16 protein-coding genes are annotated in these 18,099 nt (G+C 70.9%); 9 read left to right on the top strand and 7 right to left on the bottom strand.

Going from position 1 to position 18,099, the window contains the following annotated elements:
* Positions 1–20 precede the first annotated feature (20 nt).
* The 3 genes from QMG86_RS05445 (at position 21) to QMG86_RS05435 (ending at position 4,824) form a co-directional block, all read left to right on the top strand.
* Positions 21–2,162 (top strand): glycosyltransferase family 39 protein, encoded by a 2,142-nt coding sequence (locus QMG86_RS05445; protein WP_281878044.1) that lies wholly within the window; start codon positions 21–23, stop codon positions 2,160–2,162.
* 407 nt (positions 2,163–2,569) lie between these two features.
* A complete protein-coding gene (locus tag QMG86_RS05440; RefSeq protein WP_281878043.1) occupies positions 2,570–3,286 on the top strand; it encodes a response regulator transcription factor in 717 nt (238 codons plus the stop codon).
* Positions 3,283–4,824: a sensor histidine kinase gene (locus tag QMG86_RS05435; RefSeq protein ID WP_281878042.1), complete on the top strand. Its 1,542-nt coding sequence runs from the start codon at positions 3,283–3,285 to the stop codon at positions 4,822–4,824. The genes QMG86_RS05440 and QMG86_RS05435 overlap by 4 nt, the downstream gene beginning before the upstream one ends.
* Positions 4,825–4,864: 40 nt before the next feature.
* Here QMG86_RS05435 and QMG86_RS05430 read toward each other — a convergent pair whose 3' ends face one another.
* Both QMG86_RS05430 and QMG86_RS05425 read right to left on the bottom strand, forming a co-directional pair.
* The gene (locus tag QMG86_RS05430; protein WP_281878041.1) at positions 4,865–5,665 is read right to left on the bottom strand and encodes a PIG-L deacetylase family protein; all 801 of its coding nucleotides are present in this window, start codon (positions 5,663–5,665) and stop codon (positions 4,865–4,867) included.
* Positions 5,666–5,687: 22 nt separating this feature from the next.
* Entirely contained in the window at positions 5,688–6,083 is a 396-nt protein-coding gene (locus tag QMG86_RS05425; RefSeq protein WP_281878040.1) for a hypothetical protein, read from the bottom strand.
* Between the two features lie 282 nt (positions 6,084–6,365).
* Here QMG86_RS05425 and QMG86_RS05420 point away from each other — a divergent pair, with 282 nt between their 5' ends.
* Positions 6,366–6,509, top strand: a complete 144-nt coding sequence (locus QMG86_RS05420; protein ID WP_281878039.1) for a hypothetical protein — start codon at positions 6,366–6,368, stop codon at positions 6,507–6,509.
* A 361-nt stretch (positions 6,510–6,870) separates the two neighbouring features.
* On the top strand, positions 6,871–7,464 hold the full coding sequence (locus QMG86_RS05415) for a hypothetical protein (RefSeq protein ID WP_281878037.1): 594 nt from the start codon (positions 6,871–6,873) through the stop codon (positions 7,462–7,464).
* Between the two features lie 4 nt (positions 7,465–7,468).
* Here the strand turns inward: QMG86_RS05415 and QMG86_RS05410 are convergent, their stop codons facing one another.
* On the bottom strand, positions 7,469–8,794 hold the full coding sequence (locus QMG86_RS05410) for a cryptochrome/photolyase family protein (RefSeq protein WP_281878036.1): 1,326 nt from the start codon (positions 8,792–8,794) through the stop codon (positions 7,469–7,471).
* A gap of 159 nt (positions 8,795–8,953) precedes the next feature.
* Positions 8,954–9,577 carry a lipocalin family protein gene (locus QMG86_RS05405; protein WP_434085544.1) on the bottom strand — a complete coding sequence of 208 codons (624 nt, stop codon included), beginning with the start codon at positions 9,575–9,577 and terminating at the stop codon, positions 8,954–8,956.
* Positions 9,578–10,115: 538 nt separating this feature from the next.
* On the opposite strand from QMG86_RS05405, the gene QMG86_RS05400 reads away from it, so the two are divergent.
* Positions 10,116–10,961, top strand: coding sequence for a MerR family transcriptional regulator (locus QMG86_RS05400; protein ID WP_281878035.1), 846 nt, complete (start codon positions 10,116–10,118; stop codon positions 10,959–10,961).
* Positions 10,962–11,699: 738 nt separating this feature from the next.
* Here the strand turns inward: QMG86_RS05400 and QMG86_RS05395 are convergent.
* Both QMG86_RS05395 and QMG86_RS05390 read right to left on the bottom strand, forming a co-directional pair.
* Positions 11,700–13,049, bottom strand: a complete 1,350-nt coding sequence (locus QMG86_RS05395; protein ID WP_281878033.1) for a TIGR01777 family oxidoreductase — start codon at positions 13,047–13,049, stop codon at positions 11,700–11,702.
* Positions 13,050–13,217: 168 nt separating this feature from the next.
* On the bottom strand, positions 13,218–14,009 hold the full coding sequence (locus tag QMG86_RS05390) for a phosphatidylethanolamine N-methyltransferase family domain-containing protein (protein WP_281878032.1): 792 nt from the start codon (positions 14,007–14,009) through the stop codon (positions 13,218–13,220).
* Between the two features lie 114 nt (positions 14,010–14,123).
* Between QMG86_RS05390 and QMG86_RS05385 the strand changes: the two genes are divergently transcribed.
* On the top strand, positions 14,124–14,930 hold the full coding sequence (locus QMG86_RS05385) for a nuclear transport factor 2 family protein (protein ID WP_281878031.1): 807 nt from the start codon (positions 14,124–14,126) through the stop codon (positions 14,928–14,930).
* Positions 14,931–15,116: 186 nt separating this feature from the next.
* Here the strand turns inward: QMG86_RS05385 and QMG86_RS05380 are convergent, their stop codons facing one another.
* The gene (locus tag QMG86_RS05380; protein WP_281878030.1) at positions 15,117–16,043 is read right to left on the bottom strand and encodes a sterol desaturase family protein; all 927 of its coding nucleotides are present in this window, start codon (positions 16,041–16,043) and stop codon (positions 15,117–15,119) included.
* Positions 16,044–16,266: 223 nt separating this feature from the next.
* Here QMG86_RS05380 and QMG86_RS05375 point away from each other — a divergent pair, with 223 nt between their 5' ends.
* The gene (locus tag QMG86_RS05375) at positions 16,267–17,424 is read left to right on the top strand and encodes a sensor histidine kinase (RefSeq protein WP_281878029.1); all 1,158 of its coding nucleotides are present in this window, start codon (positions 16,267–16,269) and stop codon (positions 17,422–17,424) included.
* Positions 17,421–18,092 carry a response regulator gene (locus QMG86_RS05370; protein ID WP_281878028.1) on the top strand — a complete coding sequence of 224 codons (672 nt, stop codon included), beginning with the start codon at positions 17,421–17,423 and terminating at the stop codon, positions 18,090–18,092. The genes QMG86_RS05375 and QMG86_RS05370 overlap by 4 nt, the downstream gene beginning before the upstream one ends.
* The last annotated feature ends 7 nt before the right edge of the window (positions 18,093–18,099 follow it).

Here is an 18,099-nt window from a genome sequence, read left to right as displayed (position 1 = left end):
GAGAAGGAAGGCGAACATCCATGGCGTCGATTACGACCGTCCCGCCGGGCGTGGAGGCCGTCGCGAGACCCGTCGGCGCCCATCGCGCCCCGGCCTCCCGGCGATCCCGGGCGGATCGCGTGTTCTTCGGGCCGTCGACCCAACCGCGGTGGGCGCGTCCGGCGTTGCTCGCGCTGCTCGTCGCGACCGCGGTGCTGTATCTGTGGAATCTGACGGTATCCGGGTGGGCGAACGAGTATTACGCCGCCGCGGCGCAGGCGGGCACGCAGAGCTGGAAGGCACTGCTGTTCGGCGCGCACGACGCGGGCAACGCGATCACGGTGGACAAGCCGCCCGCGGCCCTGTGGGTGATGGGGCTGTCGGGGCGGCTGTTCGGCTTCGGCTCGTGGTCGCTGCTGGCGCCCCAAGCCTTGATAGGCGTCGGCTCGGTGGCCCTGCTGTATGCCGCGGTGCGGCGATGGAGCGGGCCCGGCGCGGGCCTGCTGGCCGGTGCGGCATTGGCGGCGACTCCCGTCGCCGCGTTGATGTTCCGCTTCGACAACCCGGACGCGCTGCTGACAGTGCTGCTGGTCGCGGCGGCGTACTGCACGGTGCGAGCGATCGACGCGCCCGGCCCGCGCTTGCGGGCGGCGAGTACCGGCTGGCTGGCGCTGGCCGGTGTCGCCATCGGTTTCGCGTTCCTGACCAAGATGATGCAGGCGTTCCTTGTCCTCCCCGCGCTCGGGTTGGTGTTCCTGGTCGCCGGGGCGGGGGGCTTCTGGTCCCGGATCGTCAAATTGGTCACCGCCTGCGCGGCCATGGTGGTGGCGGGCGGGTGGTATGTGCTGCTGGTCGAACTGTGGCCCGCGGATTCGCGCCCCTACATCGGCGGGTCGACCGACAACAGCCTGTGGGAACTGGCACTCGGCTACAACGGCATGGGCCGGTTGCTGGGCGGCAGCGGCAACCCGAGCGGTGGATCCGGCGGACCGGGCGGCGGCGGCATGGGCGGCGCGTTCGGCGGCGACACCGGGTTGGCCCGGCTGTTCAGCGGCACCATGGCCACCGAGGTGTCCTGGCTGCTGCCGGTGGCGCTGATCGGCTTGGTCGCCGGGCTCTGGCTCAGTGGACGCGCGCCGCGCACCGATCGAGTGCGCGCGGCGATGATCCTCTGGGGTGGCTGGCTGCTCGGCACCGGCCTGGTCTTCAGCTACATGAGCGGCATCATCCACCCGTACTACACGGTGGCCTTGGCGCCGGCCGTCGCCGGTGTCGCCGCGGTCGCGGTGACGCAGTTGTGGCGGCGGCGCGGGCACGTGGCGGCCCGGCTCACCTTGGCGCTGCTGTCGGCGGCCACCGGCGCGTGGGCTTTCGTCCTGCTGCATCGCACGCCGGACTGGCTGCCCTGGCTGCGCTGGACCGTGCTGATCGTGACCGCGATCGCCGCGATCGCGCTGGTCATCGGCGCGCATCGGTCGCGCCGGATCGCCGTCGTGATCGCGGCCACGGCGTTGGTGGCCGGGTTCGCCGGATCGACGGCCTACGCGGTCGAAACGGTCACGCACGCGCACAGCGGCGGCATCCCGGCCTCCGGACCCGCGCAGGCGGGTTCTATGGGCGGCCCCGGCGCGGGCGGGCGCGGTGGACCCGGCCAGGGCGCGGCGGCGGACGACGGCCGCGCCGACGCCGCCGACGGAGCGTCCGGCACAACCGGAGACGCGGCTACCACCGGCACCGAACCGCTGACCAGCGATGCGGCTCCCACCGGCACCGAACCGCCCACCGAAGACGGAGTTCCTGCGGGTGGCGCTCCCGGCGGCGGACCGGGCGGCAGCGCGGACAACGCCGAACTGGACGCCCTGCTGGAGAACACCGACAGCCGGTGGTCGGCGGCGAGCATCGGCTCCGGCACCGCGTCGAGCCTGGAATTGCGCACCGGCACGTCGGTGATCGCGATCGGCGGTTTCAGCGGCGGCGACGACGCGCCGACGCTGGCCCAGTTCCAGCGATACGTGGCGAATGGCGAGGTGCACTACTTCATCGCGCAGGGGCAGGGTATGCGGCCCGGCTCCGGTGGCGAGAAGTCGGCGGCGGACGAGATCACCGAGTGGGTCAAGGCCCACTACACCGCGAAGACGGTCGGCAACGTCACGGTCTACGACCTGACCGCGCCGATCAGCTGACCGATCCGGTCCGCGATATCGCCGCGTCCCACGACGCGGCGATATCGCGTCCGCGGTTCGGGGACCGTGCGGCGTCACGACCGCTCAACAATGCCGCTGGCAGGAACGTCGGCACACGGCCACCGTCCGGGGCATGGCCTGCGACGCCGCCACCCATCGACGCTCCGCTGGGGGCCGCCCTGACGTCGAGCACCGACATCGGCCGGGGCATTGCTGTTCGGTCTGTGACCGAGCCGTTCAGACGGACCACCCCGCTCGGCACGCGTAGCCGGTTGTGCATCATGGGTGGCAGCGGCAGCAGCAAGCCGCGCCGCCCGGGCCGCAGCACACGCGACGGTCGACGCGTTCACAGGAAACATCCAGCTTGCTCGCAGATTGCTCAGGGCTCGCAGCGTAACCATGGGTGCATGACCGGTACCGAACCCGAAGCCCGCGTCCTCATCGTGGACGACGAACCCATGATCATCGAACTGCTCGCGGTCAGCCTGCGGTTCCAGGGCTTCGAGGTGGCCACCGCGCTCAGCGGAACCGAGGCGCTGGACCGGGTGCGCGGACTCCGGCCGGACGCGCTGATCGTGGACGTGATGATGCCCGGCATGGACGGATTCGGGATGCTGCGGCGGCTGCGCGCCGACGGGGTCACCGCGCCCGTGCTGTTCCTCACCGCCCGCGACGACGTCGACGACAAGCTCACCGGGCTCACCCTCGGTGCGGACGACTACGTCACCAAGCCGTTCAGCCTGGAGGAGGTCATCGCGCGCCTGCGGGTCATCTTGCGCCGCAGCGGAAGACAGTCCGCCGAGGCGGGCGTCAACCGGATGACGGTCGGCGATCTGGTGCTCGACGACGACAGCCACGAGGTGTGGAAGGCGGGCGTGCCGGTGTCGCTGTCGCCGACCGAGTTCACCCTGCTGCGGTACTTCATGGTCAACGCGGGCAAGGTGCTGAGTAAGCCGAAGATCCTCGACCACGTGTGGCGCTACGACTTCGGCGGCGACGCGGGCGTCGTCGAGTCGTACGTGTCGTATCTGCGGCGCAAGGTCGACACCACCGAACCGAAACTGCTGCACACGCTCCGCGGCGTGGGATACGTGCTGCGTGAACCACAGGCGAGCCGGGCGTGAGCGTACGGGAGAAACTCGCGCGGCGGATCTCGGCGGTCCCGCTGCGGGTAGGGCTGGTGATCGTGCTGCTGCTGCTGACGACAGCGGCGCTGTTCGCGTCGGGCGCGGCGGTGACCTCGGCGCTGAGCCGGTCGCTGACCCAACGCACCGACGAGCAGCTCTACGACGCGGCCCGGTCCTGGGCGGAGCCGCGGCCGATGCGGCAGGTGACGACCAGTGACGGCCGCACGCAATGGATTCCGGCCGATTTGCCGGCCGCGCCCGTACCGCCGAGGTCGCCGGGCGAGCAGCCGCGCCGGTTCTTCGAACTGCGCACCGGAGCCGACGGGCAGGTGTATCAAGACCTACCCGGCGCCGGCAGCGCGGCGGGGACCCCGGATCTCGACGGCGCGAACGCGCATACCCCGCGCACGGTGGATTCCTCGGACGGTTCCCCGGTGCGCTGGCGCGTTTTGACCACCACCAACCAGTACGGTTCCACCACGGTCGGCCTGCCGCTGACCGACAACCAGGAGACGGTCTCGCGGCTGATCTTCTTCGAGATCGGCACCGGAGCCGCGGCTCTGCTGGCCCTGGGCGCCATCGGCTACCTGGTGATCCGGCGCAGCCTGCGGCCGCTGCGCGAGGTGGAGCAGACCGCCGCGGCGATCGCGGGCGGCGATCTGCACCGGCGGGTCCCGGTGCGCGGCGTCGACACCGAGGTCGACCATCTGGCGCGGTCGCTGAACGAGATGCTCGCGCAGATCCAGCACGGCGTCGCGGCGACCGAGGCCTCGGAGGAGGCGGCCCGCCGTTCGGAGGCGCGGATGCGCCGCTTCGTCGCCGATGCCAGCCATGAGCTGCGCACGCCGCTGACCACTATCCGCGGGTTCGCCGAGCTGTACCGGCAGGGCGCCAGCACCGACGCGGGAATGGTGGTGGGCCGGATCGAGGCCGAGGCCGAGCGGATGGGCCTGCTGGTCGAAGATCTGCTGCTGCTCGCGCGACTGGACGAGAAGCGGCCGCTGGAGCGCAGACCCGTCGACCTGCTCGCGCTCGCCGGTGACGCCGTACACAACGCCCGGGCCATCGCCGCCCGCCAGAAACCCGCACCCGACGCGCCGGACCGGCCGATCACGCTGGTGGTGGGCGACGGCTCGGGCACCATGGACGTCGTCGGCGACGAGGCCCGCCTGCGCCAGGTGCTGGGCAACCTGCTCGGCAACGCCCTCACCCACACCCCACGCGAAGCGGCGATCACCGTGCGACTCACACCCGCGCCCGATCGCGTCCGCATCGATGTCATCGACGCGGGACCCGGCCTGTCACCCGAGGCCGCCGCCCGGGTGTTCGAACGCTTCTATCGCGCGGACGCCTCCCGCACCCGGGCCAGCGGCGGTACCGGCCTCGGCCTGTCCATCGTCCAAGCGCTGGTCACCGCCCACGGCGGACGGGTATCGGTGGACAGCGAACCCGGGAGTGGGGCGACCTTCACGGTGGTGTTGCCGCGCGAGCCCGCCGATCCGCAGCCCCGGGTCGACCGAACACCATCCGGGTAGCCGGTGTATCCGGCCATCGCCGACCCAGCGGCGGAACCGCTCAACGGGACGCGGGCCGGAAGATGTCGTCGAGCGGGACCGCCGGTGCGGAAATGACGCCTTCTTCGGCATACCATTCCCAGCGCATCACCCGGGCGAGAAGTGGGGTGGGCATGCGCAGGAGCACCTTCGCGATGGTGGCGAAGCGGCTGGAGCCCTCGAGGATCGAGCGGTGCGCCGCCAGTGCGGTCTTCCGTTGCGCGGCGTGAGCGCCGACGTCGACGCGGTGCGTGATCGCCGAGCGTGGGCTGTACAGCGAGTCGAGGACCGACGGGTCGTAGTTCACGGGGGCCCGCAGCCGCCGCGACAGATGAACCAGGCGCGTATAACCCTCACGCGGCAGGGTCGCGTCCAGGACGCGCGACACTCCTGCGAGTTCGGCCGCGCGCTTGCCCACTTCGTGCACGCGGACGTGGTCGCGGTGCCCGTACCCGCCGTTGCGGTCGTAGCTGAGCAGAATCTCGGCGCGCTCCTCGCGCAGGATCGCGGCCAACCGCCGAGCCGCCTCCTCCGGGTCCGCGCGGGCGAACCGCATCCGGTCCGGCGGGTCGGCGTACAGCACCGCACCGTGTCCGCTGTCGGCGTAGCCGAGGTGCACCACTCGGTGCACGCCGAGCGCTGCCGCGCTCGCCTCCAGCTCGCTGAGCCGCAGCGGTTCGCGGCCGTCCAGATCGGCCATGTGGCCGTCGGTGGCCACCACGATCACGGTCCGGTGCCCGGCGGCGGACAGCCTCGCCAGCGTCCCGCCGGTCAGCAGCGTCTCGTCGTCGGGGTGCGCGTGGAATGCCACAACGGTCGCCATCGCACCAGTGTGCCAAAGACTTTCACCACAGGTCCGTGGCCAGCCGGGTCGCGCCGACGAGCATGTAACCGCCGGTCAGAGCGACCAGCGCGACGGCGGTCGGCCGGGGGACGTCGCTGCGCAGGATCCGCACCCCGCCGTGTGTGGTGTCCAGGATGTCCACCAGCAACGCCAGGCGCTGCCAGCGCGGCAGCTCCTCGGCCGGCGCCGTCAGATATCCCAGGCCCAGCGCGATCGCCCGCGCGCCGAAGATCCGGGTCATGTACTCGAGTTCGGGTGTGGGGCGCACACCCAACCTTTTACTCAACGTTCGCGGGGCCAGGACAGCGGCCGACCCCAGCGCGATCCGTCCGACCGCGAGGCCGCGCAGCGCACCAGCCAAGGGGGAGCGGGTTTGCCGCATGTTGTTCGTCGCCATGCCCCGAGCCTCGCCCAGAACGCCGCTCAGGTCGATTACCTGCGAGGTAATCGACCTGACAGCGGTGTGCCCGGGAAGACACCTGCATACCTGCCTTCATCCGGCCCGTCGGGCCCTCGGCCGCACTTCGACCGCGGAAACGATCCTCGACGCGGGATCTCGAGACAGCCCGATACCCTGCTGGGAAACTCCTGGCAACTGAATCGGTACCCGTATCGGCACGTGCTACTCCAACCGGCAGGTGCTCGATACCGCGCGGGAAATCACCGGACACGACTTCCCGTGCGCTACGGCTCGCGCAGGCGGGGGGATCCGGCCGCGAGCGGCAAGGCGGGCAGCAGGCTCGGCTGGAAGACGCGGCGCCCGGGCTTGGCCGACATCGTCTCCGACGCAGGGGAATTCCACCGGTCGGTGTCCGGCGACTGATCGACCGAGGAATAATTCGAGGTATTCGGTGATTTTCGGGCAACCTTCGTCAGGGCGCCCGGCTTCCCGAGTCGATCAGAGAATGAGCAGGATCAGCGCCTTCTGCAGCGTGTCCACGATGCGGCCGATGGTGATCGCGATTTCGACGGTGCCCATGACAGGCCCCTTTCCTCGGGCGTGGCAGATCCTCGACATATCAATTCAAGCGCGCCCGAACGGGATTCGGAAGCTCACGCCCGGGTGGATCCACGAGATTTCATCCGCGGTGTCTCGCTCTTCGAATCATCTGTGTCGCGGCGCCGGTCGCGGCCGTGGAATCCCCACACCACGCAGACATCTCGATCCACCGTCAGGAGTATCTGTGGCGTCATCGCAACCGTTGATCCGGGAGGACTCGCACGACTGTTTCCGGTCCGTGGCGGGCACGGTCGGGCAAGCCGCGGCGATACTCGGCATGCTGTGTCGCGACCCCGCAGACCTCGCGGCGGCGCACGCGCGGCTCGTGGTGGTCGCCGATCGCAGCGACGCACTCGTGTGCGAACTGTTCGGCGTGCCGGATGCGGCTGGCCGGTGCGCGCTCGGCCGGGCGTTGCACAGCGTCGTCGTCCACCTGCGCACGGCGGCCGAGCGCGCGAGCGGGCACCGCGCGACGACGCTCGTGGACGAACTCACCGAGGTGATCGGCATCGTCGAGGAATGCGGGCAGCACACGGCCCGGTCACTGACTGCCCCGCTGAATTCCATCGAGGCGCAGAGATATCGAGCGGAGATCCGGCGGCTGGCGGACGACGCCGACGACGCTTTCCGCCGCCTGTTCGCGCGATGGTACTTCGACACCGACGACCTCATGGCGGTCGCCGAGATGCGTGACCTCGGCGACGAACTGGAGAACGTGGTGCAGGCCTTCGAGTCGGTCGCCGACGCAATGCTCGTCACGGACCGTCGACCCGGGTGAACCGCTACATTCCGACGAAGTCGATGATCGGCGCCGGATAGTCCGCCGGATCGACGTGTTCGCGCCACGGCCGGTGGATACGTCCGCCGGGCAGGTGCGCCAGCTCGGGAACCCAGCGCCGGACGTACTCGCCGTCCGGGTCGTAACGCTCCGCTTGGCGCAGCGGGTTGAGCACCCGATTCGGCCTGGTGTCGGTCCCCGTGCCGGCCACCCACTGCCAGTTGAGCTGGTTGTTCGCCAGGTCGCCGTCCACCAGCCAGCGCAAGAAGTGCTCCGCCCCCACCCGCCAGTCGACGCGCAGCGACTTGGTGAGGAAGCTGGCCGTGATCAGCCGCGCGCGGTTGTGCATCCACCCCTCCGCGCGCAACTGCCGCATACCGGCGTCCACGATCGGATGCCCCGTGCGGCCTTCGCGCCAGGCGTCGACGGCCCGCTCGTCGTCACGCGGGCGAACCGAGCGGGGCCGATAGTCCGACCAGGCCGCCGACGGGCGGGCGGCCAGCAACTGGTGGTGGAAGTCGCGCCAGGCCAGCTGGCGGGCGAACGCGTGCCCGCCCGCGGTGGACAGGTCGAGCCGGTGCACCAACTCCACCGGCGACACGCAACCGAAATGCAGATACGGCGACAGCCGCGAGGTGTCGTCGGCGGCGAGGTCGTCGTTGTCGCGCGCGTACTGCTCGACCGGCCCGGACAGCCGATCGCGCACGATTTCTCGCCCGGTCGTCTCACCGCCCACGGCGAGCTGCGGCGACGTCGGTCCCTGGCACAGCTCGCCCGCGTCCGGCAGAGGCAGGCTCGGCACCCGCGGCACCATGAGGCTGCGCGGTTTGCCCAGCGGCTTGCGCTGCGGCGCGTCGGACCAACGCCGGAAATACGGGCTGAAGACCGCGAAGTGGTCACGCCCGGTTGCGGGCAGCAGCGTCGCCGGATCGGCGACGGTGACGGTGGCGGAATGGGTGTGCAGCAGGCAGCCGCGCCGCGCGAGACGCTCCCGCAGCGCCCGTTCGCGCCGCCGGCTGTAGCCACTGACGTCGGCCGCCACGTGCACGCTCTCGGCGTGCACCTGTGCGGCCACGCGGTCGACCTCCGCGGCCACGTCGCCGCGGCGCAGCACCAGGCCGCCGCCGAGGGCGCGCAGTTCGACGTCGAGTTCGGCGAGGGCGGCGACGAGGAACCGGGCGCGGTTCGGCGCGGCGAAGCGCCCGGAGAGGATGGCATCGTCGAGCACGAACAACGGCAACACCGCGGCGCCTTCCCGGTGGGCGGCGGTCAGCACCGGGTTGTCTCGCACCCGCAGGTCCCGGGTGAACAGAGCGATCGTGACGGTCATCGCGCACGCTCAGGCTGTGTGGCAGTGACAGTCATCGAGCCTCCTTGTCGAACGAGCGCGGTCGTGCTCGGCGCCCGTGAGGGTTCGCGCCGGCGCGGCGTCGGGCGGCTCAGCCCCACCGCCGCCGACGCGACCCTCGCGAGCGCCGAACATGCCGGATCACCCCGCGCACAGCGGGACGATGCGCGACTCACCGCCCGTCGTCGGCGAGGTCAGGTACAGGCACGGGTTCTGGCCCGCCGCGACGATCGCGGCGCGCACCTGCTGCCAGGCATTCGCGTCCAATGACGCGGCGCGCGCCAGGACGAATCCGGATATCCGGCTCGGGTCGGTGACCACCGCCCACGAATAGTCCGGGCCGAGCGCCGTGACGATGTAGTTGGTCGGCCCGTCCAGGCGATCCTGGGTCGGCACGCCGGGGAAGCTGACGTGCAGCTGGGCGCCGGTCTCCCGGTCGTTGACCGTCGCGGTGCCGTTGATCTCGTTCTGCGTGCCGGTCCACGTGGTGCAGGTGTTGCGCACCGCGATGTCGCCCGCCGCGTCGAGTGCGTAATTCGCCTGGGTATCACGCGCGCAGGCGAGGTTGAAGTACTGCGGGACGGCCGCGAGCTGACGCCACGTCCCCGTGTACCGCTCCAGTTCCAGCCGCGGCACCGGCGCGGGGCCGCCGAGCGGGTTCGGAGCCGCGGAGGCGCCACCCGCCGCCAGAGCGGTCGCGGACAGCGCCGACACCAGCCCGGCGAGCAGGCGGGTCGACGTACGCAGCAAGTTGCGACGGTGCACGCTAACTCCTCGGAAATCGGCGATGCCGACCACTCTAGCATAGAACGATGCACAATTGATGCAACGCATTCGCATCCCGGAGGAGCAATGACGCGGAGGACAGCGCCGAGCATCGAGGGCCCCACGCCTGCCGGAAACCGGTTCGCACACGCCCCGGGAACCAGCTGCGCGCCCGGCCGCACGACACCCACCCCGGCGCTGCCGCAGCATCACGCTTTCCAGAACTCGCACCGATGAGCCCACACACGCGAGCAGCCCTGGCGGTCGGCCGACGCGAGAGGCCGCCCAGCCGGCGGATCGCCCCTCTGCCCGTGGCAGTGGGGCCGTGCGGATGGGCCAGGCCGTCGCACCGGCCCGCCGCCGCTGCTCACCCTCCCGAACGGCGGCGGCCGACCTGCGCGCGTCCGGGCAAGCACCGCCGGGGTGGCCCGCATGAACGCCCCGGCACGAAATCGACGGTGACCTGATGCCGCCGCGCGGACCCACCGATCAGCCGGGTGGAGCGGATCCCGTCGGCGGCGGCGGGCAGAATGGGGCGATGCCCACCGGTCCCGTCCCCGTGTCCGACGCGGCGGGATACACGGTGCGCGCGGTCGCCGAGCGTCTCGGTATCCCGACCGCCACGCTGCGCAGCTGGAACCGCCGCTACGACATCGGCCCGCCGCAGCACCGCCCGGGTCGGCACCGCCTGTACACCGAGGCCGACATCGCCATGCTCGAACGGATGCTGGCGCTGATCCGCGCGGGCGCGAGCCCGGCGGGCGCGGCGGCCGCGGTGCGCGGGCCCGCGCCCACACTCGGCCGCCGGGAGGCGCTGCTGGCCGCGGCCTTCGCGCTGGACACCACCGCGGTGTCGAACCAGATCGAAGCGCACGTCCGCGCGTTCGGCGTGGTGGACACCTGGAATCTGCTGTGCCGCCCCGCGTTCGCCGACATCGTCGATCGGCAGCTCGGCGGCGAGGGATGCATCGATGTGGAGCACTTGCTTTCCTGGTGCGTCGTCTCGGTGCTGCACCGGACGAACCCGCCGCCGGTCCCGGACGGCATGGCGCCGGTGGTGCTCGCCTGCACCAGCGGGGAGACGCACTCGCTGCCGCTGGAGGTGCTGCGCGCGGCACTCGCCGAACGCGGCGCCGGGGCGCGGATGCTGGGCGCCGACGTGCCCGCCGCCGCGCTCGCCGACACCCTCGCCCGGTTCGACCGCCCCGCCGCCGTACTGCTGTGGTCGCAGCAGGAGTCCACGGCGTTGACCTCCGCGGTGCGCGCCTGCCTCGGCGCGGGCGCCCGCGTGCTGGTCGGCGGCCCGGGGTGGGAGGTGGTCTTCCTCCCCGAGGACGTGGAACGGGTCGAGAGCCTGGTCGACGCCGCCGACCGGCTCGCCTGAGCACCCCCGGGCGAATCCCGCCGAACCGCCCCTATCAACGGACACGCCGCGATCCCGCGTCGGCACACCGTCCCGGCTCGGATCGGCGACCCGCAGCCGCCACGACCTTGGGGTCTACCAGGCCGGTCGGCCGGACGCCTTCGGGCCGGGCGAGTACGCGCTGAGCGAACTGGCCGTCATGGAACTCGACAAACCCCGAGGCGGCGATGGCCGCCCTCGGGGGTTCATTTCCGGGCACAGCGAAGGCGGCGTGGCGCGACTTCACACTGTGCCGTCACGTCCGTTCAGCGCGGTGGGCTGGGGGCCGACCACCTCGGTTGGCCACCCTTTCCACCCAGTCGGCAGTACGATGCAAAATCGATGCATCATGGGATCTCGGCACCGGCGCATCAGCAACGCCCAGCGGTAGCGGACCTCGTCGTGCGGCAAAGCTCCGCACCGGTCACCGGTGAGCGCTGTGCACACACCGCGCCTGCGATTCTCCGGCCGCACCGACCATGCCGCCCCGGCTCGGCCGGGTTCGATCATCCGGCGGGCGGCGGCATCTCGCGCACGCCGATTCAGCGGCTGCCCGTGCCTGACAGATCCTTCCGCGCTCGGGCCGCATCCTGGCACAGCGTGCAGCCGGATCGCTGCGTCGCGGGCGCGGACCGCCGGCCGCATCGATCGGGCCCCACGCGAGCACACGCCGCCGGACTCGGCACGCCCGTTCGCCCACCGAAGCACACGCCCCCGGGCTCAGTCCGCGAGCCTGCCGAGCAGGTGCCGTAACGCCGGTTCCAGGGCGGGGGTGCGGAACTGATGCCCGGCCTCCGCCAGCCGCGCGGGAACGACGCGTTGGTTCGCGGACGCCACCTCCCGATTGCCTTCGCGGCCCAGTAGCAGAGCGGGACCGAATGCGGGCACCGGGAACAGGGTGGGCCTGTGCAGCACGCTCGCGAGGATCTTGGTGTATTCCGCGTTCCGGACCGGTTGCGGCGCAACGGCATTGACCGCGCCGGACAGGCCCGCATCCCAGAGCGCCCGGTGATAGATGTCGATCAGGTCATCGATCCCGATCCACGACAGCCATTGCCTGCCGTTGCCGATGCGCCCGCCCAGCCCGGCGGTGAACAGCGGGCGCAACAACCGCAGCGTGCCGCCGCGCGGGGACTGCACGATGCCCGTACGCACGCGCACCACTCGCACACCGGCTTCGGCGGCGGGAGCCGTCGCGTCCTCCCACTCCTCGACCACATCGGCGAGGAAACCGGCACCGCGCATCGACCGCTCGGTCAGCGCCTCGTCGCCGCGATCGGCGCCGTAGTAGCCGATCGCGGAGGCGCACACGAAGACCGGCACCGCCGCGCGCGCCGCCACCTCGGCGAGTTTCCGGGTCGGCCCGATCCGGCTGCCCGCGATCGCGCGCTTGTGCCCCTCGGTGAACCGGCCTGCGATGGAGGCCCCCGCCAGATGCACTACGGCGTCCACACCGTCCAGCAGGTCCGGCGCGGGGTCGGCGGTGTCCCAGAGCCTTTCGTCGGCGGCGCGCGGCGCGTGCCGGACCAGCCGCACGACACGGTGCCCGCCGGTGGACAGGAACGCGGTCAGCGCCGAACCGACCAGGCCGGACGCTCCGGTCACCGCGACGGTCCTGGACACGAAGCCCGCTCCGGCCGCCCGCGCATGGGCCGCGAGATCGTCGGCGAGCTGCCGGTGCCGGTAGGCGAACATGGGGCGCAGCACCGTGGCGGGAACCGGCGCGTCCACCCGGTCCACCACCCGCGTACGCGTCTCGTCGACGACCTCGAAGTCGTGGGTGTGCCGCCACGGCAGCAGTCCGGCAGGCAGCGAGCCGATTCCGTCGACGGTGACCGCGTCCACGAACCGGCGCGGCGGGTCGTACTCGCCCGGATCGTGCCGCGCCACCCAGCGCAGGCCACCGGGCAGTCCGAGCACCGCCTGCCCGTCGCAGAGCGAGTCCGATTCGGCGCGGGGCGACACCGGCTGCCAGGGCGGCGCCAGGCGGGCCAGCGCGCCGGGGCGACCGTGCCAGGCGAACACCTCGGACCGGGGTAGATCGATGACGCTCGCGTACTCGATACCCATGACCCGACTCTAGTCCGAAACCGACGGAGTGCATCGGTTATGCATCGGTCATTGGCACACAGTTTCAAACACCAGATATTTGCCTGCTACTAGTAGTTATTCCGATGCAAATCGATGACTCGATCGTTGGGCAATCGATGGATAGACGACCCCGGTTCGGCAAGGAGGTCAGACCACGAACGGAATCAACGCCTTCCGGTCCACGGGATAGTCGGCGAACTTCTCCCGGTACCACTTGTGCGTGGCGAGGGCACGCGGCACAAGATTGCCCGCCGTGATCAGGAAGATGACCACGCCGGCCAACGACCAGGTCGCCAGCGCGAAGCCCGCCCACGCGATCAGCTCGCCCAGATAGGCCGGGCTGCTGACGAACCGGAATCCCGCGCCGTAGGGGATCCGATACTCGGCCGCACCCGGATCCGCCTTGTCCCGCAGGTTGCGCACGATGGATTCGGAGCGCACCAGCAGAGCGAAGCCACTCAGATAGACCACGAGCCCGAGCAGGAACCGCGGATCGGTCAGCCATTCCGGCCCGTACTGATCGAGGTAGTCGTGACTGAACAGGGAGCCGTTGAGATAGCCGTGCAGCGCCGTGACGAACATACCGGCGGCGAGCACCGAGACATTGAAGCTGCCCCGCTTGCCGGGCACCTGCCGGATGGCCAGCGGGAAGAACCAGCCACGGTTGCCGTAGTGCAGCACCCAGATGGCCGCGAGGGCGAGCGCCGTGGGTTCCAAGCGGTTCGGGCCCGCGAGATAGCAGAGGGCGAACACCACCGTCGCCGGGATCTCCATCAACCACCACCCCAGACGGGGATTGAGATTGAAACCGACCTTGCCGGAGGCGAAGCGGCCGTAGGGACTCTGCGCGAACAAGCCGCCGACCACGACGAACGCCGCGAACGCGAAGCCGATCGTCAGTACTGTGTCGTACACGGTGTTGCCGGTATACCAGTCCATCGAGTTCCCTTGTCCTGCGGACGCGACCGGCGGGACACCGGAACGCGACGCCAAAATTAGAACTTGTTCTACCATGTGTCCAGTCCGGCTCGCGTCTACGGAGGTTCTGTCATCATGCCGCTGGATCCCTCGGCCGCAGCGCTGCTGACGGCCGTCGAGGCGTCACCGCGCGCGGTCGCGGCACACGACAAGTCCGCGTGGGTGGGTCTGTTCGCCGCCGGGGCGGAGGTCAACGACCCGGTGGGGTCCCGCCCGCACGTGGGCCGCGCCGCCATCGAACGGTTCTACGACACCTTCATCGGGCCGAACACCATCGCGTTCCGGGTAGACCGCGACCTGGTCCATCCGCCGACGGTGCTGCGCGATCTGACTGTCGTCACCACGATGTCGACCGGCGCCACCGTCCTCGTCCCGATGCACCTGCGCTACCGGCTGGTCGAGCAGGACGGCGTCTGGAAGATCGCCTCTCTCGCCGCGCACTGGGAACTGGCGAACATGATCTGGCAACTGCTGCGCACCGGGCTGCCCGGGATCGCCGCGGCGCTGAAGCTCGGGCCGCAGCTGATCGTCAACCAGGGCGTCGGTGGCGCGCTGGGCATGATGCGGGCGCTCGGTGGCGTGGGCCGCCGCGGAAAACGAGCTACCACAAGGCTTTTCGCCGCCGCGGCGAGCACCGATCTGAGCCGGGCGCGCGAGCTGCTCGGGTCTCGGGCGGAGATCGAATTGCCCGCGGGCACGCCGGTGTCGGTGGAGGAATTCACCAATCGGGTGCGGAACATGCGCTGGAGCAAGGTGATCGCCGCCGGCCACACCGTCACGGCGAGCGTCCGGCTCGGCGCGGTATTCGGAGTCGCCGTCGTGGAGTTCGCGAGCAGCGGGGAAGGCATCGCGCGCGTGACGTTCTATCTCGACGGCGACTGACCCGGCGAATCGCCCGCCGCGGAGTCGTCGCCATCGGCCGATGCCCGCGCCCCCGTGGTCGCCTGCCCGGACCGTCACGCGTCAGTTCGGCGCCTCCGAGCACGCGCGTCGGTAGCCGGATGCACCGAAGCACCCGGCTACCGGATTCAAGGCAAGCTCAGATCGGTGAACGAACTCCGCACCCGGTCACGACGCGAGCTGTCCGGCGTGTTCCCGGGCCCGCCCCGACACCGGAGTTTCGACCGGCTCGGGCACCGGCACGGCATGCTCGGTCCAGCCGGGCGGGCCGAAGATGTATCCGAGCCGCCCCCGCCAGGTGCTCGCGCCGCGCACGTCGCGGATCAGCGCCGCCAATTCGTGATAGTTGACCTTCAGCGGGTTGTCGGTGCCGATGTTCTTGGTGAGGCCGTAGCGGACCGGTTCGGATTCGGCGGCGAAGCTGCCGAACAGGCGATCCCAGATGATGAAAATGCCGCCGTAGTTCTTGTCGATGTAGGGCTGGTTCGAGCCGTGGTGGACACGGTGGTGCGAGGGCGTGTTGAACAGGAACTCGATCGGACGCGGAAGCGTCTCGACGCGCTGGGTGTGAATCGGGAACTGGTAGAGCAGCCCGATGCCCTGCAACAAGAAGATCATCCACGTGGGGAAGCCCAGCAGCGCCGCGGGCACCCACGCCAGCCCGCGCAGGATATTCGGGATCGGATGCAGCCAGGAGAGGCGCAGCGCGGTGGAGAGGTTGAAGTGCTGGCTGGAGTGGTGCACGTTGTGCGCGGTCCACATCAGCCGGACCCGGTGGTCGGCACGGTGCGCCCAGTAGTAGCACAGATCCGTGACGATCAAGCCGAGCACCCAGACCCACCAGGATCGCGGCGACAGGTGCAGCGGCGTGATCGCCGCGGCCACGACCACGGCCGAGAACGGCACCAGATGCTGCATCAGCGGCTTGACCAGCCTGCCCACCGTGAACGTCGTCAGGTTGGAAGCGGTGTCACGGGCCGATCCGCCGTTGCCGGACCGGTCGGGATCGCGCCGGTAGGCGATCCACTCCACCAGCATGAGCACCGCGAACGCCGGAATGGCGTAGGTCAGCAACTCGAACTCCACACGACCCATGAGTTCTCCTTCTTCCTCTGGCCTCGGCCTTCGACGCTACGTGCCCGGGCCTGGGGAAACATCGCGCCGGCGAGGGACTTCGCGTCCCCCGCACGGGGGACGCGAGCGCGCCCGCGCGCGGGCAGAGTTGTCGTCCGTGCGGCGTCTCCGATCAGCCGGATCACTAGGATCGCCCCAGGACCCGGCACCGGAACCGGACGGAGGCGGTGACGAACTGTTGGACGTGAGCAGATCGCTGGCCCGCCAGTCGGTGGTGGTCGCCGTGGTGGCCGCCGTCATCGACGCGGTGGTGCTGGGTCTGTGCGGCGTCTTCGCGGTGGCGCCGTGGCAGACGGTCGCCGCTGTCACGGCCATCGTCGCCGCCGATCTCGCCTTGGCCGCCCCGCCCCGGACCGCAGGCGTGGTCGCGGTGGCGCAAGTGCTCGTGCGACTGCTGGCCGCGCTGCTGCTGTATCGGCACGGATTCCCGGTGCGGTTCGCCGACGTGGGGTTCCTGGTGGCCGGATACCGCGCGGGGGCGTGGCTCGCCGGACCGAGTTCGGTGCTGACCATGTTGTCGCTGTGCGCCGGAGTCGCCGGGGCGCACCTGGTCACCGACACCGCCGCGGCGCAGGACTGGCGGCTGCTGCTGGCCGCGACCGTCTCCGCGGGCTGCGTCCCGTGGCTCGTCGGCCGCTACACCGCGGCGCGGGGCGCCTACATCGCCGATCTGGAGCAGCGTGCCCGCCTGCGGCAGCAGGAGCACCGGACGGCGTTGGAGCGCGCGGTCACCGAGGAACGGGCGGCCATCGCCCGCGACCTGCACGACGTGATCTCCCACCACGTCAGTGCGATCGGCATCCACGCGGGCGCGGCGCGGCTGGCCCTGGGCGGCACGGCGAACGCGGCCGCCGCCCGATCGTTGTCGGCGGTGGAATCCAGCAGCCGGGCCGCGATGGTGGATCTGCGCCGCCAGCTCGACCTGCTGCACGGACGGGAGGACGAGGGGCAGCGCCAGCCGGGACTAGCCGACATCGACGGGCTGATCGAACATGTCCGCGCGGCCGGGCTGCAGGTCGAGACGACCGTGCGCGGTGACGCCGTCACACTGCCGGACTCGCTGAATCTCACCCTGTACCGCATCGTGCAGGAGATGCTGACCAACGCGCTCCGGCACGGCGACGGCACGCACGTCCGCCTGGACGTGGAGTACCTGCCGAAGCGAGTGGTGCTGAGCGCGACCAATCCCCTCCCCCGTGAGCCGGTCTCCGCCGACCCCTCGATCCAGCGCGGCCTGAACGGAATCCGCCGCCGCGCCGAGCTGTTCGACGGCGCGGTGGACTACGGCCGTGACGCCACGCACTGGCACACCACGGTGTCCGTGCCGATCGGAGGATCGTGAACCCGCCCATCCGCGTCCTGATCGCCGACGACCACAGCGTGTTCCGCTCCGGCCTGCGCGCCGTCGTGGACAGCCAGCCGGACCTCGATTGCGTCGCCGAGGTGAGCGACGGCCGCGCAGCGATCACGGAGACCGCCCGGCTGCGACCGGATGTCGCGATCCTCGACGTCCGCATGCCGAAACTCGACGGCTTGGCCGCCACCGCCGCGATCGTCGGCGCGGGCGGCACGCATGTCCTGGTGCTCACCACCTACGACAGCGACGCCAACCTGTATCGCGCCTTGCAGGCGGGCGCGAGCGGGTTCCTGCTGAAGAGCCTGCCGCCCGAAGAACTCGTCACGGCGATCCGGATCGCGGCACGCGGCGACGCGCTGATCGACCCGTCGATGACCCGCCGCCTGGTCTCCCGCTTCGCGAGCACGCTCGCGCCGCCGCGCATCCCGCCGGAAGTCCAGCAGCTCACCGCGCGCGAACTGGAGGTGCTGCTCCTGCTGGCCGACGCGCGCAGCAACGCCGAGATCGCCGCACAGCTGGGTGTCGGCGAGGAGACGGTGAAGACGCACGTCTCCCGCATCCTCGCCAAACTCGGCGTGCGCGATCGCATCCACGCCGTCGTCTACGCCCATCAGCACGGTCTGGCGTCGCCCGAATCGGCACGCCCCGACTGACCCCACG

Source organism: Nocardia sputorum, from assembly GCF_027924405.1.
In the GTDB taxonomy this organism is placed as follows: Bacteria; Actinomycetota; Actinomycetes; order Mycobacteriales; family Mycobacteriaceae; genus Nocardia; species Nocardia sputorum.
The sequence above is the reverse complement of the archived record's forward strand: the minus strand, read 5'-3'. Positions and strand labels throughout refer to the sequence as shown.

Bases quoted from the DNA above. Each gene is read 5' to 3' on its own strand.
- QMG86_RS05385 (WP_281878031.1), top strand. From the start codon at position 14,124: ATGCCGCTGGATCCCTCGGCCGCAGCGCTGCTGACGGCCGTCGAGGCG.
- QMG86_RS05410 (WP_281878036.1), bottom strand. From the start codon at position 8,794: ATGACCGTCACGATCGCTCTGTTCACCCGGGACCTGCGGGTGCGAGAC.
- QMG86_RS05380 (WP_281878030.1), bottom strand. From the start codon at position 16,043: ATGGGTCGTGTGGAGTTCGAGTTGCTGACCTACGCCATTCCGGCGTTC.
- QMG86_RS05425 (WP_281878040.1), bottom strand. From the start codon at position 6,083: ATGGCGACGAACAACATGCGGCAAACCCGCTCCCCCTTGGCTGGTGCG.
- QMG86_RS05400 (WP_281878035.1), top strand. From the start codon at position 10,116: ATGCCCACCGGTCCCGTCCCCGTGTCCGACGCGGCGGGATACACGGTG.
- QMG86_RS05390 (WP_281878032.1), bottom strand. From the start codon at position 14,009: ATGGACTGGTATACCGGCAACACCGTGTACGACACAGTACTGACGATC.
- QMG86_RS05430 (WP_281878041.1), bottom strand. From the start codon at position 5,665: ATGGCGACCGTTGTGGCATTCCACGCGCACCCCGACGACGAGACGCTG.
- QMG86_RS05395 (WP_281878033.1), bottom strand. From the start codon at position 13,049: ATGGGTATCGAGTACGCGAGCGTCATCGATCTACCCCGGTCCGAGGTG.
- QMG86_RS05445 (WP_281878044.1), top strand. From the start codon at position 21: ATGGCGTCGATTACGACCGTCCCGCCGGGCGTGGAGGCCGTCGCGAGA.
- QMG86_RS05440 (WP_281878043.1), top strand. From the start codon at position 2,570: ATGACCGGTACCGAACCCGAAGCCCGCGTCCTCATCGTGGACGACGAA.